Below are 19,167 nucleotides of genomic sequence, written 5' to 3' on the forward strand. Positions count from 1 at the left end.
GTGGTGTCGTCCCGTCCGAATAGGATGGGCGGTACCGCTCCGGAGGGCATCCGGAACGACCCAGGAGGACACGTGGCCAACCCGTACTTCGACAAGAACCCCGCCTTCAACGCGCGCGGAGGAGCGGTGCCGTCCGTTCCGGGACAGCAGACGACGACGGCGCCCGGCACCGTGGACGCGGCGACCCTGCAGGCGATGTACCAGGCGCCGTCGGCGACGGCCACGCAGACCGGCCGGATGACGTACGACGACGTCATCGTGCGGACGGGTTCGCTGCTCGCCGTGCTCGTGGCCGTGGGCGCCGTGACGTACGCGATCACGCCGCAGGCGCCGTGGGTGTGGGTCGTCGGGATGTTCGTGGGCCTCGGGCTCGGCCTGGCCAACGCGTTCAAGCGCGTTCCCAGCCCCGCGCTGATCCTCGCCTACGGCGTGGCGGAGGGCGCGTTCCTCGGCGGGATCAGCCGCATGTACGAGGACTTCTACGACGGCGTCGTCCTCCAGGCCGTCCTCGCGACCATCGCGACGTTCGCGGCCACCCTCATCCTGTTCCGCTCGGGCAAGGTCCGCGTCACCCCCAAGTTCACGCGCTGGCTGCTCGTCGCGATGGGCGGCTACCTGATCTTCTCGCTGGTCAACCTGGTGCTCGTCTGGACGGGCGTGCTCGGTGGCTGGGGTCTGCGCGGTGGCCCGCTCGGCGTCGTCATCGGCATCGCCGCGGTCGCGATGGCGGCCGCCTCCCTGCTGATCGACTTCGACTCCATCAAGCGCGGGGTCGAGCGCGGCGTGCCGGCGCGCTTCGCGTGGTCGGCCGCGTTCGGGCTCACCGTCACGCTCGTCTGGCTCTACGTCGAGTTCCTGCGGCTCCTGTCGATCCTGCGCAACTGACCGCGCTGACGGCGTCGGGGCGTGCCGCATGAACGGCGCGTCCCGCAGGCGTCCCCGGTCCATGCCTCAGCTCTCGAGGCCCAGGTCGGGGGCGGTCATGTCGCCGGTGCGGGGCACACCGTCGGCGAGCCCGTACCGCAGCATCACCCCACCCTTCTCGCCCGCCGCGGGAGGCTCGAGGAGCGTGAGGTTCGTCGGCACGGCGCCTCCCTCGAACACCTTCTTCCCGACGCCGAGCACGATCGGGTGCACCAGGAGGTCGATGCGGTCGTAGAGCCGCTCGCGGAGCAGGGTCTGCACCAGGTCGAGGCTCCCCACGACGTGGACGTGCTCGTGCCGTTCGCGCACCTCCCGCACGGCGGCAGGCAGGTCGGGCCCGAGCAGGACCGAGCCCTCCCAGGGGAGCTCGGGTGCGCCCCGCGACGCGACGTACTTGGGGATGCTGTTGAACAGCGGGGCGAACCCGCCGCCCTCCTCCTCGCCGACGTGCGGCCAGTAGGCAGCGAAGATGTCGTACGTCCGGCGCCCGAGGAGCAGCGCGTCCGTGCCGTCGTAGGCCTCGGCGATCTGGGCGCCCGAGGTCTCGTCGAGCAGCGGGGCCTGCCAGCCGCCGAAGGGGAACCCCTCGGGGTCCTCCTCGGGGCCGCCGGGCGCCTGCGCGACGAGGTCGAGGGTCGTGAACAGCTCGATGTGGATCAGGCCCATGGTGTCCTCCGTGTGATGTCGTCGTCACCGGGAAGACCCGCGGCCGAGGGCGGACTCATCGGCCGCCCGCCGTCCGGAACCTCAGACCGCGCTCGCGGCCCCGCCGAACGTCGTGGCCACCCCGTCCGCGCGCACGACGACGCCCACCCGGCCGGGGCGTCCGGCGAGCCACGGCAGGGCGTCGTCGCCGAGCACGAACGCCGTCGTCGCGTCGATGTCCGCCCAGGTCAGGTCGGGTCCGACGACGGTGACCGACGCGAGCACGGTCGGGACCTCGCCCGTGCGCGGGTCGACGATGTGCGCGCCGCGGTGTGCGAGGCCGGACGTCGCGACGGCGCCGTCGCGGACGGGCACCACCGCGACGACGCGGGCAGGGTCGTGCGGGTCCTCGACGCCGATCCGCCAGCCCGGCGAGCCGTCGGCGCGCGTGCGGCACGCGAGGTCGCCGCCCGCGGACAGGCACACGTCAGTGCCGTCGAGGTCGTCGAACGCCCGGAGTGCGCGCTCCACCGCCCAGCCCTTGACGACGCCGCTCGGGTCGAGGACGACGGCACCGTCGGGTCCGGGGCGGTGCACGTCGAACGCCCCGCCCGAACCGACCCGGGCGGCCTCGCCGAGGGCCAGGACCTCGCGGACCTCCGGCGGGCAGTCGTCGGGCCCGACCTCGTCCCGACCCAGCCGGCTCACCCAGGAGCCGGCCCGGTACGTGCTGAAGACGGCGTCCACCCGGCGCAGCTCGGCCAGCGCGGACTCCCAGGCGGCGTCCGCGCGCGGGCCGACCGCGTGGCGGCCGCGCAGCGCGAGGCTGACCGGCATCCCCATGACGTGCTCGACGCGCCGGGCCGTCGGGACGGCGGGGCCCGCGGGCGTGGCGCTCACCGTCAGATCCCCGCCTTGTCGAGGGCGCTCTGCAGGGAGCTCACGTAGCCCTGGCTCGTCACCGTCGCGCCCGAGACCATGTCGATGTTCGCGCTCTGCGCCGACAGCGCCTCCTGACGCAGGATCGGCAGCGCGTACGCGTTGATCTGCTGGTCGCGGCCGTTGCCGTTCGGCTGCTGGAGCACCGTGACCTCGGTGACCTTCCCGCCCGCGACGGTGACCGACACCTGGACGGGACCCCACTGCGTCTGGGCGGTGTCGCCGTCGACGGTCTTCGCGGAGCTCGACGAGCCCGACGAGCCGGACGAGCCGCTGCCCGAGCCCGAGTCCGACCCGGACGACGCCGACCCCGACGAGCCTGAGCTCGACGACCCGGAGCCGGACCCCGAGTCGGCGGTCCCGGCCTGCGCGACGACGGACGACTCGCTCCCCAGCGGCACGCGGCTGCTGGTGGAGGTGTGGTAGCTGAGGAGCAGCACGAGGACGGTCAGCGTCGACATGCTCCACAAGAGGATGCGCTTCACGGTGTCACCACTCAAAGGTCTCGAGGTGGAGCCGGTCGGCCGGGAGCCCGGCGTCGGCGAGGGTGCGGGTCACGAGGGCGGTCCACCCGGGCGGCCCGCAGACGTACACGTCGCGCTCGGCGACGTCGGGCACCCAGTAGGTGAGGGCGGCGAGGTCGTCCGCCGGCCCGACGCCGTCGCCGAGCCACGAGCCGGCGGCGCGGCGCCGGCCGGGGAGCCGGAGGACGGTGAGCCCGCGCCGCGCGTGGAGGTCCTGCAGCTCAGCGGTGAACAGGGGCTCGCGGGTGTACCGCTCGAGGTAGACGGCCTCGCCGGGCGCGTAGTCGAGGCCCTCGGCGAGGGCGCGCAACGGCGTCACGCCGACGCCCGCCCCGATCAGCAGCACCCCGCGCCGCGACCGGGCCCGGTGCGTGAGCCGCCCGTACGGGCCCTCGACGAGGACCCGGGTCCCGGGCGTCAGCGCCCCGACGGCGGCGCTCCCGTCGCCCGAGGCGGCGACCGTGATCCGCAGGCCTGCTCCGTCGGGCGCGGCTGACAGCGAGTACGGGTTGCCGCGCGTCCAGCCCTTCCCGGCGAGGAAGCGGAAGGTGAAGAACTGGCCGGCGTCGGCGCGGAGGAGGTCGAGGCGCTCGCCGCCCAGGTGCACCGACCAGGTGCCGGCCGCCTCGGGGACGACGGCCGTCACGTGCAGCCGGGTCCGCAGGTTGAGCGCGACGGGCCGGCCGACCCGCCACACCAGGACCGCGCCGATCGCGACGCCCCAGACGGTCCACCAGAACACGGTCCGCGCGGTGGACGCCGTGAGGTCCTCGCCGGTCCAGAGCTGGTGGGGGAGCGCGAGCGCGACGCCCAGGTACGCGTACAGGTGCAGGAGGTGCCAGGACTCGTACCGCAGCCGCCGACGCGCGGCCCGCAGGCTGGTCACGACGACCATCACCAGGCACGCGAACCCAGCGACGGCGAGGAGCATGCCGGGCTCGTGGACGGAGAGGTCCCACAGCTCCCCGGGCCAGCGCAGCGCCGACCCGGCCGCGTACCCCCAGGTGACGATGACGACGTGCGCCAGCATCAGGTTGAACGACGTGAGCCCGAGGACGCGGTGGACCCGCGTGAGGCGGTCCTGGCCGTAGGCGCGCTCGAGGATCGGCAGCCGGGCCATGGCGACGACCTGCGCGAGCAGGAGGACGGACGCGCCGAGCCCGGCGAGGCGCCCGGCCGAGGTCAGCCCGCTCACCCACCCGCCGAGGTCCTGGACGCCGCCGTCCTCGACCCACCAGGCGGTGACGAGGAGCAGCGCGAGCCAGAGCAGGGCGCCCGCGCCGAGTCGGACGGCGGCGTCCGCCCGGGCGGCGCGGCCGAGGACCGGGGGTGCCGGGGGCAGAACGGCAGCGCCCGGTGCGGGGTGCGGCGCCGCGCCGTCGGCGTGGGGCACGCGGGCTGCGGTGCTGGTCATGGGGTCCTCCTGCGCGGTGCGAGGACTCCAGCGTGCGGCGCGGACCTCGGAGGGGGATCCGCCCCGGCTATGAGCTGGCTGGGACCCCGGTCAGGCCACCGGCAGGTAGGCCGGCCTCAGTCGATGCCCTCGACGATGCGGAAGTCGCGCTCGACGCCGTCGGAGAGGGCGGCCAGCGCCTCCTGGTACGCCTCGCTCTCGCGTGCGGCGACGGCCTGCTCGAAGCTGTCGAACTCGACGAGCACGGTGCGCTCGGCGATGCCGGCGTCGTACGCGGCGACCCGACCTCCCCGCACGACCGTCCGCCCGCCGCCGAGCCGGACGGCCGCTCCTGCGAGCGCGTTGTAGGCGGCCAGCTTGTCCGGGTCCGAGACGCTGCGGTAGACGCTGACCCAGTAGCCCTTGGGCACGGAACCTCCAGTGGGGTGAGAGCCGACTCCACGATCGTCGGCCGCTCGCGGGCCGTGCCGCGGCGGGCACGGCTCAGCGAGGTCGGTCGACACCCTTTAGTGTGGGGTGTCTTTTCCGATCGAGAGGGGAACCCCCGATGTCCGAGTCCTCGCAGTCGCCCGCGCTGCCTACCGCGTCCGGCTCGTTCGGCGACAAGCCGACCCTGGCCTTCCCGGACGGCGGTGCGCCCGAGGGGCTCCAGGTCCAGGTCCTCGAGCAGGGTGACGGCCCCGAGATCAGCAAGGGCGACACCATCGTCGTGCACTACCTCGGCCAGACCTGGGACGGGCACGTCTTCGACAACTCCTACGACCGCGGCGCGACGATCGACTTCCCGATCGGCGTCGGCATGGTCATCGGTGGCTGGGACCAGGGCCTCGTCGGGCAGAGCCTCGGCTCGCGCGTCCTGCTGTCGGTCCCGCCGGAGCACGGCTACGGCCAGCGCGGCGTCCCGCAGGCCGGCATCGGCGGCACGGACACGCTCGTGTTCGTCGTCGACCTCGTCGACATCGCCTGAGACTCTCCGCAGCACCGAGCTGTCAGAAGCTCGTGAGGCTCGAGCCTCACGAGCTTCTGACAGCTCGCGACGGACTCAGGGGAGGCGGTTGCGCCCGCGGAGCCGGTGCGCCCAGCTCTGGGCGAGCAGCCGCAGGACCGTGCGCTTGCTCGTCACGTCGACGACCGTGAACCGGTCGCGCGCGACCCGTCCCGGTCGGGTCAGGGAGAGCTCGGCGGCGGCGTCGGCGACTTCCGCCAGCACGTCCGGGGCGAGGGGGAGGGGTGCCTCGTCGGGCTGCGAGCGCGCGCCGAGCGGGTACTCGCTGCGGGGGGCGCGCGCCGCCTCGACGTGCGCCCCGACCACCCACGTGACCCCGTGCTCGGGAGCGAAGGCTGCGAGCCGGGCGGTGCTCGTCGCGAAGGCGCGCCGGTCGTCCACGTAGAGGCGACCCGGGTAGACGCTGTCGCCCGTGAACAGGATCCCGGTCCGCGGGTCCAGCAGGGTGATCGCCGTCGGGTGGTGCCCGGGCGTCGCCAGGATCGTGAGATCGCGGCTCCCGAGGTCGAACGTGACCTCGTCGGGCCCGGGCTCGCCGAGCCCGAAGAAGGCCCGGACGTCCGCGAGCTCCTTCCCGACGACGACCGTCCCCGGCCGGTCGGCGAGCTGGGTGTCCGCGGCGACGTGGTCGCCGTGCGCGTGCGAGTGCGCGACGACGAGCTCGTAGCCCTCGCGCGGGTTCCGTTCCAGCCACGCGGCCACGAGCGCGTCGACGGTCGAGCGCAGCGGGAACGCCGACGCGTCCGCGGTCGCGCCGGTGTCGAGGAGCAGCGCGCGTCGCGACCCGAAGAGCAGGGCCAGCACCGGCGCCTCGTGGCTCGAGCGCTTCGACTGCCGCAGGAGCACCGTGTGCTCCTCGAGGGCGTGCACCTCGATCGGGGTGGTGTCGCCGCGGGCCGGTGCGGCGACCGCCCAACGGTCCGGGAATGTGACCCGGACCGGCGGGTCGCCGGGCAGAGCCGGGGGCTCGGTCACGACTGCTCCTCGTCGCGCGGCCGGGCGGCGCCCGGCCCGTGGGTCGCGTCAGGACGTGCGACCGACCGTGTGACGGTGAACGTGCGGTCGCGGGTGACCTGGGTCGTCGCACCGACGACGCGCGCGAGCTCGGCCCGGTGCTGCAGGTGCGAGTTGTAGACGGTCCACAGGGCGCCGCCGGGGCGCAGGACGCGCGCCGCGGTGCGGAACATCCGGGACGCGGTCCCGGTGTGGAGGGCGGCGCCGACGTGGAACGGCGGGTTGCACACGACGACGTCGAACGCCGCGTCGGGGAGGGCGCGACCGGTGTCGTCGCGGAGCGCCTCGACCCGGTCGCCCACGCCCGCGGCGGCCGCCGTGAGCGTCGTCGAGGCGACGGCGGCCGCGGACACGTCCGTCGCGACGACCCGAGCGGTCGGGTACGCCTGCGCGACGCGTACGGCGAGGACGCCTGTCCCGCAGCCGAGGTCCAGCACGCTGCCGCCCTCCGGGACGACGGGCGAGCCGTGCGCCGGCCCGGGACCGGGAAGGCCCGGCAGGAGGCCGAGAGCCTCCAGCAGCGCGCGGGTGCCGCGGTCGAGCCGGGGTCCGGCGAACGCTGCGCCGTACGCCCAGACGACCAGGCCGTCGAGCGGTTGCTCCGAGACGGGAGACGTCCGCTCGATGTCGCGCGGCCCGGACGCGACGAGCGCCCTGGCCTTGTGGCGTCCGCGCGTGGCCCGGACGTCGGTGAAGCACCGGCCGAGCACCTCGTTCATGGTGGGCGTCATGTGCTTGACCATCCCGCCCGCCAGCACGACGACGTCGCGTGCGGCGTGCCGCGCGACGGCCTCGGCGAGGTCCGTGAGCGCCGCGAGCGAGCGGGGGAGCCGGACGAGGACGAGCCGCGCGCCGTCGAGCGCAGTACCCGGGACGAGGGACTCGCCGGGCGGGCCGGCCGCGTGCCGGTCGTACGCGCCCGCGACGCCCAGGCGCTCGGCGTTGGCGTCGAGCGCCCGCTCTGCCACGACGGAGTCCTGCCAGACCCGCGGGGCGCGCACGCCGAGGCTGAGGGCCCCGAGCGTCAGGGCGCCGTAGGGATCGTCCAGGACGGTCACCGCTCCCGGCGCGGCGAGTGCCGCGCCGTCGGGACCGGAGAGGAGGGCGGCGAGCTCCTCGAGCACCAGGCGGTCGGCGCCGTCGGCGGCGAGCAGATCGGGACCCTCCACGTCGGGCCAGCGGCGCAGGCGCGCGAGCGCGTCGGTCAGGGTGTCGGGCAGGGGCGGGGGATCGGACGGGGGCACCCGGCCAGTCTCTCCCGTCTCGGCGCCCCCGTCAGACCACGCAGAGCTCGTTGCCCTCCGGGTCCGCGAGCACGACGTGGTCGAGCCCACGCGGGCCGTCGTGCTCTTCGAGGACGCGCGCGCCGGCGCCGCACAGCTCGGCGACCTTCGAGCGGATCGCGTCCTCGCGCCGCTCCTGCGGCGCGTCGCGTCCGCCCGAGACCTTGAGATCGAGGTGGAGACGGTTCTTCGTGGTCTTCGGCTCGGGGACCCGGAGTAGCGACAGGCTCGGCAGACGGCCCGAGGGGTCGGTGAGGTACGCCGCGCCGTCCCGCTCGTCCTCCGGGACGCCCTGGGCCTCGAACCACGCGTCCCAGGTCGCGGAGCCGGCCGGCACGGGCGGCTCCCGGTAGCCGAGCGCGAGCGCCCAGAAGGCGGCGAGGGCGCGGGGGTCGGCGCAGTCGACCGTGACGCCCCAGGCGGCGGGTTGGTCCATCCGTCGAGCCTAGGCTCCCGGTCGCCCGGCCGTCGCCCCCGGGCCGTCCGCTGCTGCGGACCGGTCGTCGCCCCCGACCAGCCCGGTCACCCCGTCGACCAGCAGCTCGACGAGCACGTCGTAGCTCCCGCCGACGTCATCGGGCAGGCCGAAGCCGCCGCCCAGCTCGAGCGCCACGAACCCGTGCACCGCGGAGCGGACCGCGCGCACGACGTCGACGGTGCGAGCCTCCTCGAGGTCGAACCCGCGCAGCGTCGCGGCGACGATCCCGACGACGTCCGCGCCCGCGGCGGAGAGCTCGAGGTCGTCCGCGGACGACGGGTCCGGCGCGACCTGTGTCGCGGCGTAGCGTCCCGGGTGCTCGAGCGCGTACCCCCGGATGGCCCGCGCGAGGGACCGGAGCGCGTCGGGCCCGCTCCGGCCGACCGTCGCAGCCGCGGCCGCCCGCCCGAGCTCCCGCACGGCGACGAGCGCGACCCCGCGGCGCAGGTCCTCGAGCGACCCGACGTGCTTGTACAGGCTGGGGGTCGCGACGCCCGCCCGCGCGGCCACGCGGGCGAGGGTCAGGTCGGCGAACCCGGTCGGGCCGGCGTCGTCGACGAGCGCGAGGGCGTGCCCGACGACGGCGTCCCGGGAGAGCCCGGCCCTAGGCACGGGCGCTCCCGTCGGGGTCGGTGGCGGCGGTACGGCGCACGGTGAAGAACATAGCCAATAAGCTATGCCGCTTAGCCATGGTGCGCAACCCGGTCGCTCGGCAGCGTCGCCGCGGGCGAGGAGGCTCGGGTCAGCTCGCGGAGCGGTGCGCCGCGGCGAACCCGGACGGCGAGGTGGCGGCCTCCTCCACGCGGACGACGTGCATGACCGCGTTGATCAGCGCGAGGTGCGTGAACGCCTGCGGGAAGTTGCCGAGGTGCCGGCCGTTGCGGGTGTCGATCTCCTCGGCGTACAGGCCGAGGGGGCTCGCGAACGACAGGAGCCGCTCGCACAGCGCCCGCGCGCGGTCGACCTCGCCGATCTCGACGAGCGCCGACACCAGCCAGAACGAGCAGATGGTGAACGTGCCCTCCTCGCCGGCGAGGCCGTCGTCGGTCTCGTCGGTGCGGTACCGCAGGACGAGTCCGTCCTCGGTGAGCTCGTCGGCGATCGCGAGGACGGTGTTGCGGACGCGCTCGTCGTCGGCGGGCAGGAACCGCAGGAGCGGCATGAGGAGGAGGGACGCGTCGAGCGCCGTCGTCCCGTAGTGCTGCGTGAAGACGCCGCGCTCGTCGATGCCGTGGGCGCAGATGTCGGCGTGGATCTCGTCGGCGATCTTCGACCACTGCGACGCGAAGTCGTGCTCGTCGTACAGCTCGGCGAGGCGTGCGCCGCGGTCCATCGCGACCCAGCAGAACAGCTTCGACGACGTGAAGTGCTGGGGCGCTCCACGCACCTCCCAGATGCCGCGGTCCTTCTCGTGCCAGTGCTTCGCGGCCTCCTCGACCTGCTGCTTGAGGACGGGCCAGAGGGACTCGGGCAGCTGCTCGCGCGACTTCGCGTGCAGGTACACGGAGTCGAGGACGGCGCCCCAGACGTCGTGCTGGGTCTGCAGGTAGGCGTCGTTCCCGACGCGCACGGGGCGCGCGCCCTCGTAGCCGTGCAGGTGGTCGAGCTCGCGCTCGTCGAGCCGGTGCTCGCCCCCGACGCCGTACATCACCTGCAGCGGCTTGTCGTCGCGGCACACGTCGTGCACGAACGCGAAGAAGTCGTTCGCCTCCCGGTCGAACCCCAGGGTGTACAGGCCCCAGAGCGCGAACGTGGAGTCGCGGATCCACGCGTACCGGTAGTCCCAGTTGCGTTCCCCGCCGGGCGTCTCGGGCAGCGACGTCGTCGCGGCGGCCAGCAGCGCGCCCGTCGGGGCGTAGGTGAGTCCCTTGAGGGTGAGGGCGGACTGCTGCAGGTAGGAGCGCCACGGGTGGTCGGGGAAGACGCCCTGGGTGAGCCACTCGCGCCAGTAGCGCTCGGTCCGCTGCATGGCGCGCAGCGCCTCCTCCCAGTCCGACGGCGCCGGGAGCGGCGACCACGACAGCGCGACGTACGCGTGCTCGCCCGCGCGCAGGCGGGTGCGCGCCTGGACGCGGCGGTCCTCGACGCCGAGGCGGAGGCTGCTCGTGACCCGCAGGTCGGGGTTGGGTCCGTCGCCGCGGCGGGCCACGAGCCGGTTGTAGCCGTCGCCCTCGTACTCCCACTGGCAAGCACGCCGCCCGTAGTCGGGCATGGGCTCGCACACGACGTCGAGCTCGACCGTGCCGTTGACGCAGATGACGGTGCGGAGCAGCATGTGCTCCGCGTCGTGGTCGGTGGGGGTGCGCCGGTGCGTCTGCGACCGTTCGTCGACGTTGTGCCACGGCCCCATGACCATGGCGTCGCGGACGACGAGCCAGCCGGTCGTCGTCTGCCAGGTGGTCTCGAGGACGAGGGTGCCGGGCAGGTAGCGCCGCGCGACGGGGACGCTGACCCCGTACGGTCCGACGCGGAAGGACCCGGTGCCGCGGTCGAGGATCGAGGAGAAGATGCTCGGCGCGTCGGGACGGGGCACGCACATCCACTCGACGGCGCCGCTCGGCGCGACGAGGGCGTTGGACTCGCAGTCGGACAGGAACGCGTAGTCGGCGATCGACGGGAACGGGCTGCGCCCGTCGCGCACGGGGCGGTACGGCTCGTCGCTGGCCTCGAGGTGCAGGCCGTGGGACGGGACGTTGGCGGGCAGGTGCGGGGCGCCGTCGTCGGGGGCGGTGGTCGTCGTGCCCAGGGAGTCCAGGTGGGTCGTGGGCGCGGCGTCGGACGTGGAGCTCATGTCGCCAGCCTGCGCCTTCGTGGGTCCCCGGCGCCAGTTCCGGGCGGCGTGTTCACCTCACCGTGACAGGGCCGTCACGTCGTGGGCCGCCCGCTCGCCGCTGTGGGCATCCGTTCTGCCGGGCGCGGCGGTGTCGAAACGACAGAACGCATGCCCGCACGGGGAGGCTGGGCCTAGCGTGGGCACCATGCGCTACGTGGAGCACGTGTCCGAGCTGGTCGGGAACACCCCCCTCGTCCGGCTGACGCGCCTGGCGGAGGGGCTCGACGCGACGATCCTCGCGAAGGTCGAGTACGTGAACCCCGGCGGATCGGTCAAGGACCGGATCGCGCTGCGGATGATCGAGGCGGCGGAGGCGTCGGGCGAGCTGCGGCCCGGCGGCACGATCGTGGAGCCGACCAGCGGGAACACGGGCGTCGGGCTGGCGCTGGTCGCGCAGCGCAAGGGGTACCGCTGCGTGTTCGTCTGCCCGGACAAGGTCTCGCAGGACAAGCGCGACGTGCTGCGCGCGTACGGCGCGGAGGTCGTCGTGACGCCGACGTCGGTCGCCCCCGACTCCCCGGACTCCTACTACTCCGTGTCGGACCGGCTGGTGCGGGAGATCCCCGGCGCATGGAAGCCCGACCAGTACTCGAACCCGAACGGCCCGGCGTCGCACTTCGCGTCGACCGGCCCGGAGATCTGGGCCGACACGGACGGCCGGGTCACGCACTTCGTGGCCGGCGTGGGCACGGGCGGCACCATCACGGGCACCGGCCGGTACCTGCGTGAGGTCTCGGTCCCGCGTCCCGAGGCCGACGGCGGGGTCGTGCGGATCGTCGGCGCCGACCCGGAGGGCTCGGTCTACTCCGGCGGGACGGGGCGCCCGTACCTGGTCGAGGGCGTGGGGGAGGACTTCTGGCCGTCCGCCTACGACCCGGACGTGCCGCACGAGGTGGTCGCGGTGACGGACGCCGAGTCGTTCGAGATGACGCGGCGCCTCGCGCACGAGGAGGCGCTGCTGGTCGGCGGGTCGTCGGGCATGGCGGTGGTCGCGGCGCTGCGCGTGGCCGAGCGGCTCCAGCGCGAGGACCCCGAGGCGGCGAGGCGCGCCGTGATCGTCGTGCTCCTGCCCGACGGCGGCCGCGGCTACCTGTCCAAGGTGTTCGACGACGCGTGGATGCGGTCGTACGGGTTCCTGCCCGCCGCGACGGGCGTGACCGTCGCGGACGTGCTGCGGGGCAAGAGCGGCGAGCTCCCCGCGCTCGTCCACACGCACCCGCACGAGACCGTCCGCGACGCCATCGACATCCTGCGCGAGTACGGCGTCTCGCAGATGCCCGTCGTCTCCGTGGAGCCGCCGGTCGTGCTCGGCGAGGTCGCCGGCGCGGTGACCGAGCGGGACCTGCTGGACGTCGTCTTCGCCGGCCACGCCTCGCTCGCGGAGCGCGTCGAGACCCACATGGGCCCCCCGCTCCCGATCGTGGGCAGCGGCGAGAGCGTCGAGTCGCTGCGGGCCGCGCTCGAGCACGACGACGCGGTGATGGTCGTCGACGACGGCAAGCCCGCCGGGGTCCTCACGCGCCACGACCTGCTGGGGTTCCTGGGCTCCTGACGACGGCCGCCGCGAGCAGCCAGGCCGCCAGCGCGGCGACGACGCCGTGCGCGACCCGGGCCGGCTCGCCGGCGAAGAACTGGGGGAGGAAGAGGACGAGGGCCGCCGCGAGCGGGACGGCGGCCCACCGGCGGCCGCCGGTCGCGGCGCGCCACCACGCGACCGCGAGCAGCACGCCGGACGTCGCGAGCAGGACCAGCCCCGAACCGAACATCGTCGCGGCGACCGGCTGGAGCCGGATGTCCTCGATCGTGTCGAGGAACGTGGGGTCCCAGGTGGTCGCGGCGCGTCCGGCGAGCTCGTGGATCGCGAAGATCTCGGCGCCGAAGTAGGGCAGGACGAGCGCGGCACCGGCACCGCCGGTGACGACCGCGGCACGGGTGGCCCGGCGGTCGGGCAGCAGACGGGCGACGAGGGCCGCGGCGAACGGCCAGAGCGCGATCGCGGCGGCGCCGCACAGGTGCGCGACGATCCACCGGTCCGAGGCCATCGCCCGGGCCAGCTCCGGGGTCGCGACGGACTCGTCGGGCCACGGCCGGAGCGCGGGGAACAGGAGGACGAGCGCCCCGAGCGTGCCGAGCGCGGCGGCCGCGGCGCGGCGGCGGGGACGGGCGGCGCGGGTCGTGGCGGGCGCAGGCCCGGAGGGTGCCGGAAGGTCGCCGGCCGCGGTGACGGGGGTGGTCTGGTGAGTGCTCATAGCCAAAAAGCTAATGGGCATAGCCGAGATTGGCAAGAGCAGACCGGGGCGACGTGGACCGCCCACGGCGGTCCCGGCGTCGATAGCCTGGACGGATGACCCCCGAGACGAGCCCCGGCGCACACCACGACTGGTCCGGTGCGGGCTTCGCGACCCGCGCCATCCATGCGGGCCAGGACCCCGACGCCGCGACGGGCGCGGTCGTCCCGCCCATCTACGCGACGTCGACCTTCAAGCAGGACGGCGTCGGCGGGCTGCGCGGCGGCTACGAGTACTCGCGCTCCGCGAACCCGACCCGCACCGCGCTCGAGACGGCGCTCGCGGCCGCGGAGGGCGGCACCGCGGGCTTCGCCTTCGCGTCGGGCCTCGCGGCCGAGGACGCGCTGCTGCGTGCGGCGCTGCGCCCCGGCGACCACGTCGTCATCCCCGACGACGCCTACGGCGGCACGTACCGCCTGGTCGCGCGGGTGTTCGGCGCGTGGGGGGTCGAGCACACGGCCGCCGACCTCGCCGACCTCGACGCGGTCCGCGCCGCCGTCGTGCCCGGCCGGACGCGGGCGATCTGGGTCGAGACCCCGACCAACCCGCTCCTCGGGATCAGCGACATCGCAGCTCTCGCGGAGATCGCGCACGCCGCCGACGCGCTGCTCGTCGTCGACAACACGTTCGCCACGCCCTACCTGCAGACGCCGCTGGCGCTGGGTGCGGACGTCGTCGTGCACTCGACGACCAAGTACGTGGGCGGGCACAGCGACGTCGTCGGGGGAGCGCTCGTCGTGGGTCCGCGGGTCTCCCTCGCCGGCGCGGACGGCACGCCGGAGCCGGTCGCGCTCCCCGGCGGCCGCCCCGCCCCCGACGGTGGCACCTCCCTCGCCGACGCCGTCCGGTTCCACCAGAACGCGTCGGGCGCCGTCGCGGGGCCGTTCGACGCGTGGCTCACGCTCCGCGGCCTCAAGACGCTCGCCGTGCGGATGGACCGGCACTGCGCGAACGCCGCCGCGGTCGCTGCGTTCCTCGACGAGCACCCGCGCGTCACCGAGGTCCTCTACCCGGGCCTCGCGTCGCACCCCGGCCACGCGCTCGCCGCGCAGCAGATGCGCGGGTTCGGCGGGATGCTGTCGTTCCGGGTGGGCTCCGAGACCGCGGCGCTCGACGTCGTCGACCGGACCCGCGTGTTCACGCTCGCCGAGTCCCTGGGCGGCGTCGAGTCCCTCATCGAGCATCCCGGCCGCATGACCCACGCGTCCGTCGCGGGGTCCGCGCTCGAGGTCCCCGCCGACCTGGTGCGCGTGTCGGTCGGCATCGAGGACGCCGCCGACCTCCTGGCCGACCTCGACCAGGCTCTCGCGTGACCGGCCCGTCCCCGGACGTGTCAGAACCTGGTGCGGCTCGAGGCTCACGAGGTTCTGACACGTTGCCGAGCGTCGCCGTGGAGTACTGCACGCAGTGCCGGTGGATGCTGCGCGCGTCGTGGGTCGCGCAGGAGCTGCTCACGACGTTCGGCACGCGGCTCGGCGAGGTCGCGCTCGTCCCGGGGACGGGCGGGGTCTTTCGCGTCACCGTGCGCCCCGGCGGGTCCGGTCCGGCGCCCCACGACGGCGCGGCCGAGCGCGTGCTCTGGGACCGGGCGGTGGAGGGCGCGTTCCCCGAGCTGCCGCAGCTCAAGGCCAGGCTGCGCGACGTCGTGGCACCCGATCTCGCGCTGGGTCACACCGACCGCGCGGCTCGCCGAGCGGAGGGCGGGCCGGACGCCTGGCCGGTGGGACGTCGTCGGGCGGGAAAGGTCAGCTCTCGCCGCGCTGGCGCGCCGCGATCCGCTCCTCCTCCTCGAGGACCTTGCGGTGGGTCTCCCGCTCGGCCTCGAGCCAGAGCGGCGGGTCGGCGCGCAGCTCGTCGATCTCGGCCGTGGTGAGCGGCTCGGTGATCCCGGCGCGCGTGAGGCCGGCGATCGACACCCCGAGCCGGCCGGCGACGACGGGCCGCGGGTGCGGGCCCTCGCGGCGCAGCGCCTCGAGCCACGCGGGCGGGTTCTTCTCGAGCTCGGCGAGCTCGTCGCGGGTGACCGCGCCGTCCCGGAACTCCTCGGGCGCCGCGGGCAGGTAGATCCCCAGCTTCTTGGCCGCGGTCGCGGGCTTCATGCGGTGGGGCGACGGGCGCGCGGCGGGGCTGGAGCTCATGGGCTCAGCGTAGGCGGTCCGGGCGCGTCGGGTGGTGGTGTGCCGGAGGTCTCGGTGCGCCGAGCATGCGGTTCGCGTCGCGCCGGTCGCTAGCCTGGTCACGTGGACGAGACGGACGACGTGACGGCGCAGGACGGCAGCCCCGCCGACGACGGCCCCGAGAAAGCCGGCCCCGCCGACGGGCCGGGACTGACGTTCCGCCTCGGCTACGTCCCGGGCGCGACGCCCGGCAAGTGGGCGCGGACCTGGGCCGAGCGCCGGCCCGACCTTCCCCTCGACCTCGTCCCCGTCCCCGCGGGGGACGCCGCCGACCTGCTGCGCGGCGGCGCCGTCGACGCCGCCCTGATCCGCCTGCCCGCGGAGCGCGACGGCCTCCACGTGATCGCGCTGTACGAGGAGGCGGCGGTCGTCGTCGTGCCGAAGGAGCACCTGCTCGCGGCGCTCGAGGAGTCCGAGCACGTCGCGCTCGCCGACCTGGCCGACGAGGTCCTGCTGCAGCCCGCCGACGACCCCCTCGCCTGGCCGGACGGTGGCCCCCCCGGGGTCCGCCCGGTCGAGCAGCCGCAGACGACGGGCCTCGCCGTCGAGCTCGTCGCCGCGGGGATCGGGGTGCTCGTGGTGCCGCAGTCCCTCGCCCGCCTGCACCACCGCAAGGACCTCACGTACCGCCTGCTCGACGACGCCCCGTCCGCCCCGGTCGCCCTCGCCTGGCCGGTGGACGCCACGACCGACGACGTCGACGACCTCGTCGGCATCGTCCGCGGGCGCACCGCCAACTCGTCGCGCGGGCGCCGGTCGGAGCCCGAGGAGCCGGCGCCGAAGGCACGGGCGGCGTCGTCGGCGAAGGCCCGGCCCGCCGCGGGCGGGTCGGCCCGCGGCGCGGCCCGGGGCAAGGGCGCCAGGCCCGGCCGGCGTCCCGGCGGCTCGCGGCACCGGCCGCGCTGAGCGACGCGCCGCCGGAAGACCGCGCCACGCGGCCGGGGTGCGGGGCAGAGTGGGGGCATGGGACGCCGTGACGCGTACCGCGCCGACCTGACCGCGCTGCTCCTCCTCGACGACGCCTCGGACGACGCCGTCGGCGTCGCGCTGCGGTCCTACCTCGCCGAACGTTCAGGGCTGCCGGGTCCGCGGGCCAACCTCGAGCTCGTGGCCGCGTGCGCGGACGTGGCCCCCGAGCCCCTCGTCCGCGCCCTCGCCCGGTCCGACGACGAGTACGAGCGCGTGTGCGGCGTCGTCGGGCTGGGTCGCCTGCTCGCCGCGGCCGACGACGGCGGCCGCGAGGCCCGGGCGCTCGCGGACGAGCTGCGGTCGGCCGCGGCCTCCGAGGGCTGGCGGGAGCGCGAGGGCGTGGCCATGGCCCTCCAGCGGCTGGGCGACGCGGAGCCCGCGCGTCTGCGACGGCTCGCCGTCGCGTGGGCGGCCGGGCCGGAACCGCTCGTGGCGCGGGCCGCCGTCGCGGGGATCTGCGAGCCGCGGCTGCTGCGCGACCCGGACACCGCGCGGGCAGCGATCGAGGCGTGCCGGGCGGCGACCGCGGCGCTGGCCGCGGCGCCCGCCGTCGAGCGGCGAGAGGCCCCGGTCCGCACGTTGCGCAAGGCGCTCGGGTACTGCTGGAGCGTGGCCGTCGCCGGGGCCCCCGAGGCGGGCCTGCCGGCGTTCGAGGACGTCGGGGCGCTCGCGGCGGACGACCGCGACCTCGACTGGGTCGTGCGCTCCAACCTGCGCCGGGCGCGGCTGCAGCGGGTGCTGGTCGCGGCGGGCCGCGCGATCGAGTGACCCGCGCGTCGCCGTCGGCGGGCGAGCACGGCCGGCGTGGTACGTTCCGCGCGGCGACGCGCACGTCGCCGCACCCCAGGACTCCGGCGGAGGTTGCCGTGGCGCTCGCACGACGTGTCCGCGCGTGGGCACGCGCGTACCCGGCGCGTCTCGGCACGGCGGCGAGCGCCGTCGCCCTCGTCTTCGCGTGCGTCTCGCTGACGCCGACCCTCATCCCGCGCGGCTGGGCCGTGCAGGGGGCGCTCACGGGTCTCGCGGCGGTGTCCGGGTACGGGGTCGGCGCCGTCCTGGGCTGGCTGGTCCGCTCGTTCGACCTGCGCGACCGGCTCGCGCCCGTGCGCCGGCCGGTGCGGCGCGTGGTCGCGGTCGTGGCGCCGGTCGCGGTCGTGGTGTCGGTCGTCCTGGGGGCGCGCTGGGACCAGGACGTCCGGGCGGCTCTCACGATGCCGGCGTCGTCGGGGTGGGGCTCCTGGGCCTATGTGCTCGTGCCGCCGGTCGCGGTCGTCGTCGCGGTGCCGGTGCTCGCCTTCGCGCGGTGGCTGCGCGGGGTGTCCCGACGGCTCGCGCGGCTGGTGGGACGCGTGGTGCCGGCGTCGATCGCGCGCGCGGTCTCGGTCCTCGTGGTCGCGGTGCTCGCGTGGGGCGCGTTCTCGGGCGTCATCTGGGATGGCGTGCTGAGCGCGCTGAACGCGTCGTTCGCGGCCGTCAACGCGTCGTACGACGAGGGCGTCGACCGGCCGACGGCGGCGGAGCGGTCGGGCTCGCCCGACTCGCTGGAGTCGTGGGACCACCTGGGGCGCGAGGGCAGGCGGTTCGTCACGGGCGGCCCGACGACGGCGGAGCTCGCCGACCTCGAGGCGGCGCTGCCCTCGGGGACAGGCGTCCCCGCGGCCGAGGTGCGGCAGCCGATCCGCGTCTACGCGGGCCAGGAGGACGACGTCGAGGCGACGGCGGCGCGCGTGGTCGCCGAGCTCGACCGCACCCACGCGTGGGACCGGGACTACCTGCTCGTCGTCACGACGACCGGCTCCGGCTGGGTCGACTGGAGCATGGCCGACACGTTCGAGCTGCTGCACGGCGGCGACACCGCGATCGCGACCATGCAGTACTCGAACCTCCCGAGCTGGCTGAGCTTCATCGGCGACCGCGAGCACCCGGCCCACGCCGGTCTCGCCCTGTTCGACGCGGTCTACGCGCGCTGGTCGCAGCTCCCCGCGGACCATCGCCCGAAGCTCGAGGTGTCGGGCATCTCGCTCGGCTCGTTCGGCATGCAGGCGGCCTTCAGCAGTCCGCACGACGTCGCGAGCCGCACCGACGGCGCCCTGTTCGTCGGCACGCCGAGCTTCACCCCGATGTGGAGCACGGTGACCGACGACCGGGACGCGGGCACCCCGGAGGTCGCGCCCGTCGTCGACGGCGGCGCTCAGGTCCGGTTCCTCACCGGACCGCCCGGCAGCACCGGCGACCCGCTGCTGCTGCCCGCCACCTGGCGCCAGCCCCGGGTGGTGTACGCGCAGCACCCGTCCGACGGCGTGACATGGTGGTCGCCCGAGACCATCTGGGACCCACCGGACTGGCTCTCCGAGCCGCGCGGGCGCGGGGTCGTGGCCGCCATCCGCTGGTTCCCGGTCGTGACGTTCGAGCAGCTCACCGTGGACCTGTTCTTCGCCGCGGGCGCGGACGTGCCCATGGGCTACGGCCACCACTTCGAGCTCGAGTACGCGCAGGGCTTCGCGGCGCTCGGCGCGCCCGAGGGCTGGACGGCGGAGGACACCGCCGCCCTGCAGCACGTCGTCGAGCAGCGGGAGCCGCGCTTCTGACCCGCCCGACGCCCGCATGCTCGGCATGCTGGTCGCCCCCGCGCCGAGTACGAGGGTTCTCGTCGAGATCGAGGGTTTTCGGCTC

Annotated in this window: 19 protein-coding genes and 1 pseudogene; 8 read left to right on the top strand and 12 right to left on the bottom strand. The window is 75.3% G+C overall.

Annotation, left to right across the window (positions count from 1 at the left end):
* The first annotated feature begins 72 nt into the window (after window positions 1–72).
* The gene (locus ACLQ14_RS08760; RefSeq protein ID WP_425812004.1) at window positions 73–885 is read left to right on the top strand and encodes a Bax inhibitor-1/YccA family protein; all 813 of its coding nucleotides are present in this window, start codon (window positions 73–75) and stop codon (window positions 883–885) included.
* Window positions 886–951: 66 nt separating this feature from the next.
* Here the strand turns inward: ACLQ14_RS08760 and ACLQ14_RS08765 are convergent, their stop codons facing one another.
* The 5 genes from ACLQ14_RS08765 to ACLQ14_RS08785 form a co-directional block, all read right to left on the bottom strand.
* Window positions 952–1,590: a dihydrofolate reductase family protein gene (locus ACLQ14_RS08765; protein ID WP_425812006.1), complete on the bottom strand. Its 639-nt coding sequence runs from the start codon at window positions 1,588–1,590 to the stop codon at window positions 952–954.
* A gap of 81 nt (window positions 1,591–1,671) precedes the next feature.
* The gene (locus tag ACLQ14_RS08770) at window positions 1,672–2,469 is read right to left on the bottom strand and encodes an FAD:protein FMN transferase (protein WP_425812008.1); all 798 of its coding nucleotides are present in this window, start codon (window positions 2,467–2,469) and stop codon (window positions 1,672–1,674) included.
* A 2-nt stretch (window positions 2,470–2,471) separates the two neighbouring features.
* Window positions 2,472–2,969, bottom strand: a complete 498-nt coding sequence (locus ACLQ14_RS08775; RefSeq protein ID WP_425812010.1) for an FMN-binding protein — start codon at window positions 2,967–2,969, stop codon at window positions 2,472–2,474.
* Between the two features lie 28 nt (window positions 2,970–2,997).
* Complete coding sequence (locus ACLQ14_RS08780; RefSeq protein ID WP_425812012.1) at window positions 2,998–4,446, bottom strand: ferredoxin reductase family protein; 1,449 nt, start codon at window positions 4,444–4,446, stop codon at window positions 2,998–3,000.
* Between the two features lie 116 nt (window positions 4,447–4,562).
* Window positions 4,563–4,856, bottom strand: coding sequence for a DUF1330 domain-containing protein (locus ACLQ14_RS08785; protein WP_425812014.1), 294 nt, complete (start codon window positions 4,854–4,856; stop codon window positions 4,563–4,565).
* Window positions 4,857–4,993: 137 nt separating this feature from the next.
* On the opposite strand from ACLQ14_RS08785, the gene ACLQ14_RS08790 reads away from it, so the two are divergent.
* Window positions 4,994–5,413: an FKBP-type peptidyl-prolyl cis-trans isomerase gene (locus ACLQ14_RS08790; RefSeq protein ID WP_425812016.1), complete on the top strand. Its 420-nt coding sequence runs from the start codon at window positions 4,994–4,996 to the stop codon at window positions 5,411–5,413.
* Between the two features lie 75 nt (window positions 5,414–5,488).
* Here ACLQ14_RS08790 and ACLQ14_RS08795 read toward each other — a convergent pair whose 3' ends face one another.
* The 5 genes from ACLQ14_RS08795 to ACLQ14_RS08815 form a co-directional block, all read right to left on the bottom strand.
* Window positions 5,489–6,427 carry an MBL fold metallo-hydrolase gene (locus ACLQ14_RS08795; protein WP_425812018.1) on the bottom strand — a complete coding sequence of 313 codons (939 nt, stop codon included), beginning with the start codon at window positions 6,425–6,427 and terminating at the stop codon, window positions 5,489–5,491.
* Entirely contained in the window at window positions 6,424–7,710 is a 1,287-nt protein-coding gene (locus tag ACLQ14_RS08800) for a class I SAM-dependent methyltransferase (RefSeq protein ID WP_425812020.1), read from the bottom strand. Before ACLQ14_RS08800 ends, ACLQ14_RS08795 begins: the two co-directional genes overlap by 4 nt.
* Window positions 7,711–7,741: 31 nt before the next feature.
* Window positions 7,742–8,185 carry a VOC family protein gene (locus tag ACLQ14_RS08805; protein WP_425812022.1) on the bottom strand — a complete coding sequence of 148 codons (444 nt, stop codon included), beginning with the start codon at window positions 8,183–8,185 and terminating at the stop codon, window positions 7,742–7,744.
* 9 nt (window positions 8,186–8,194) lie between these two features.
* Window positions 8,195–8,839 (bottom strand): TetR/AcrR family transcriptional regulator, encoded by a 645-nt coding sequence (locus ACLQ14_RS08810; RefSeq protein WP_425812024.1) that lies wholly within the window; start codon window positions 8,837–8,839, stop codon window positions 8,195–8,197.
* Window positions 8,840–8,969: 130 nt separating this feature from the next.
* Complete coding sequence (locus ACLQ14_RS08815; RefSeq protein ID WP_425812026.1) at window positions 8,970–11,018, bottom strand: glycoside hydrolase family 15 protein; 2,049 nt, start codon at window positions 11,016–11,018, stop codon at window positions 8,970–8,972.
* Between the two features lie 187 nt (window positions 11,019–11,205).
* On the opposite strand from ACLQ14_RS08815, the gene ACLQ14_RS08820 reads away from it, so the two are divergent.
* Complete coding sequence (locus ACLQ14_RS08820; RefSeq protein ID WP_425812028.1) at window positions 11,206–12,612, top strand: cystathionine beta-synthase; 1,407 nt, start codon at window positions 11,206–11,208, stop codon at window positions 12,610–12,612.
* Here ACLQ14_RS08820 and ACLQ14_RS08825 read toward each other — a convergent pair.
* On the bottom strand, window positions 12,575–13,309 hold the full coding sequence (locus tag ACLQ14_RS08825) for a hypothetical protein (protein ID WP_425812030.1): 735 nt from the start codon (window positions 13,307–13,309) through the stop codon (window positions 12,575–12,577). The two genes, ACLQ14_RS08820 and ACLQ14_RS08825, sit on opposite strands and share 38 nt — an antisense overlap.
* 95 nt (window positions 13,310–13,404) lie before the next feature.
* On the opposite strand from ACLQ14_RS08825, the gene ACLQ14_RS08830 reads away from it, so the two are divergent.
* Entirely contained in the window at window positions 13,405–14,661 is a 1,257-nt protein-coding gene (locus ACLQ14_RS08830; RefSeq protein WP_425812032.1) for an aminotransferase class I/II-fold pyridoxal phosphate-dependent enzyme, read from the top strand.
* A 77-nt stretch (window positions 14,662–14,738) separates the two neighbouring features.
* Window positions 14,739–14,978, top strand: a pseudogene (locus ACLQ14_RS08835) (SelT/SelW/SelH family protein); the annotation flags it as partial.
* A 115-nt stretch (window positions 14,979–15,093) separates the two neighbouring features.
* On the opposite strand, the gene ACLQ14_RS08840 reads toward ACLQ14_RS08835, so the two are convergent.
* Window positions 15,094–15,486: a DUF5997 family protein gene (locus ACLQ14_RS08840; RefSeq protein WP_425812034.1), complete on the bottom strand. Its 393-nt coding sequence runs from the start codon at window positions 15,484–15,486 to the stop codon at window positions 15,094–15,096.
* 102 nt (window positions 15,487–15,588) lie between these two features.
* On the opposite strand from ACLQ14_RS08840, the gene ACLQ14_RS08845 reads away from it, so the two are divergent.
* From ACLQ14_RS08845 to ACLQ14_RS08855, 3 genes are all read left to right on the top strand, one after another.
* Entirely contained in the window at window positions 15,589–16,431 is an 843-nt protein-coding gene (locus ACLQ14_RS08845) for a LysR family substrate-binding domain-containing protein (protein ID WP_425812036.1), read from the top strand.
* 57 nt (window positions 16,432–16,488) lie between these two features.
* Window positions 16,489–17,262 carry a HEAT repeat domain-containing protein gene (locus tag ACLQ14_RS08850; protein ID WP_425812038.1) on the top strand — a complete coding sequence of 258 codons (774 nt, stop codon included), beginning with the start codon at window positions 16,489–16,491 and terminating at the stop codon, window positions 17,260–17,262.
* Window positions 17,263–17,360: 98 nt separating this feature from the next.
* Entirely contained in the window at window positions 17,361–19,082 is a 1,722-nt protein-coding gene (locus ACLQ14_RS08855; protein WP_425812040.1) for an alpha/beta hydrolase, read from the top strand.
* Window positions 19,083–19,167: the final 85 nt, after the last annotated feature.

Origin of the sequence: Luteimicrobium sp. DT211, assembly GCF_049844995.1 — a bacterium.
GTDB lineage: Bacteria > Actinomycetota > Actinomycetes > Actinomycetales > Cellulomonadaceae > Luteimicrobium.

Bases quoted from the DNA above. Each gene is read 5' to 3' on its own strand.
- ACLQ14_RS08840 (WP_425812034.1), bottom strand. From the start codon at position 15,486: ATGAGCTCCAGCCCCGCCGCGCGCCCGTCGCCCCACCGCATGAAGCCC.
- ACLQ14_RS08775 (WP_425812010.1), bottom strand. From the start codon at position 2,969: ATGTCGACGCTGACCGTCCTCGTGCTGCTCCTCAGCTACCACACCTCC.
- ACLQ14_RS08820 (WP_425812028.1), top strand. From the start codon at position 11,206: ATGCGCTACGTGGAGCACGTGTCCGAGCTGGTCGGGAACACCCCCCTC.
- ACLQ14_RS08850 (WP_425812038.1), top strand. From the start codon at position 16,489: ATGGGACGCCGTGACGCGTACCGCGCCGACCTGACCGCGCTGCTCCTC.
- ACLQ14_RS08830 (WP_425812032.1), top strand. From the start codon at position 13,405: ATGACCCCCGAGACGAGCCCCGGCGCACACCACGACTGGTCCGGTGCG.
- ACLQ14_RS08805 (WP_425812022.1), bottom strand. From the start codon at position 8,185: ATGGACCAACCCGCCGCCTGGGGCGTCACGGTCGACTGCGCCGACCCC.
- ACLQ14_RS08780 (WP_425812012.1), bottom strand. From the start codon at position 4,446: ATGACCAGCACCGCAGCCCGCGTGCCCCACGCCGACGGCGCGGCGCCG.
- ACLQ14_RS08825 (WP_425812030.1), bottom strand. From the start codon at position 13,309: ATGAGCACTCACCAGACCACCCCCGTCACCGCGGCCGGCGACCTTCCG.
- ACLQ14_RS08765 (WP_425812006.1), bottom strand. From the start codon at position 1,590: ATGGGCCTGATCCACATCGAGCTGTTCACGACCCTCGACCTCGTCGCG.
- ACLQ14_RS08815 (WP_425812026.1), bottom strand. From the start codon at position 11,018: ATGAGCTCCACGTCCGACGCCGCGCCCACGACCCACCTGGACTCCCTG.
- ACLQ14_RS08790 (WP_425812016.1), top strand. From the start codon at position 4,994: ATGTCCGAGTCCTCGCAGTCGCCCGCGCTGCCTACCGCGTCCGGCTCG.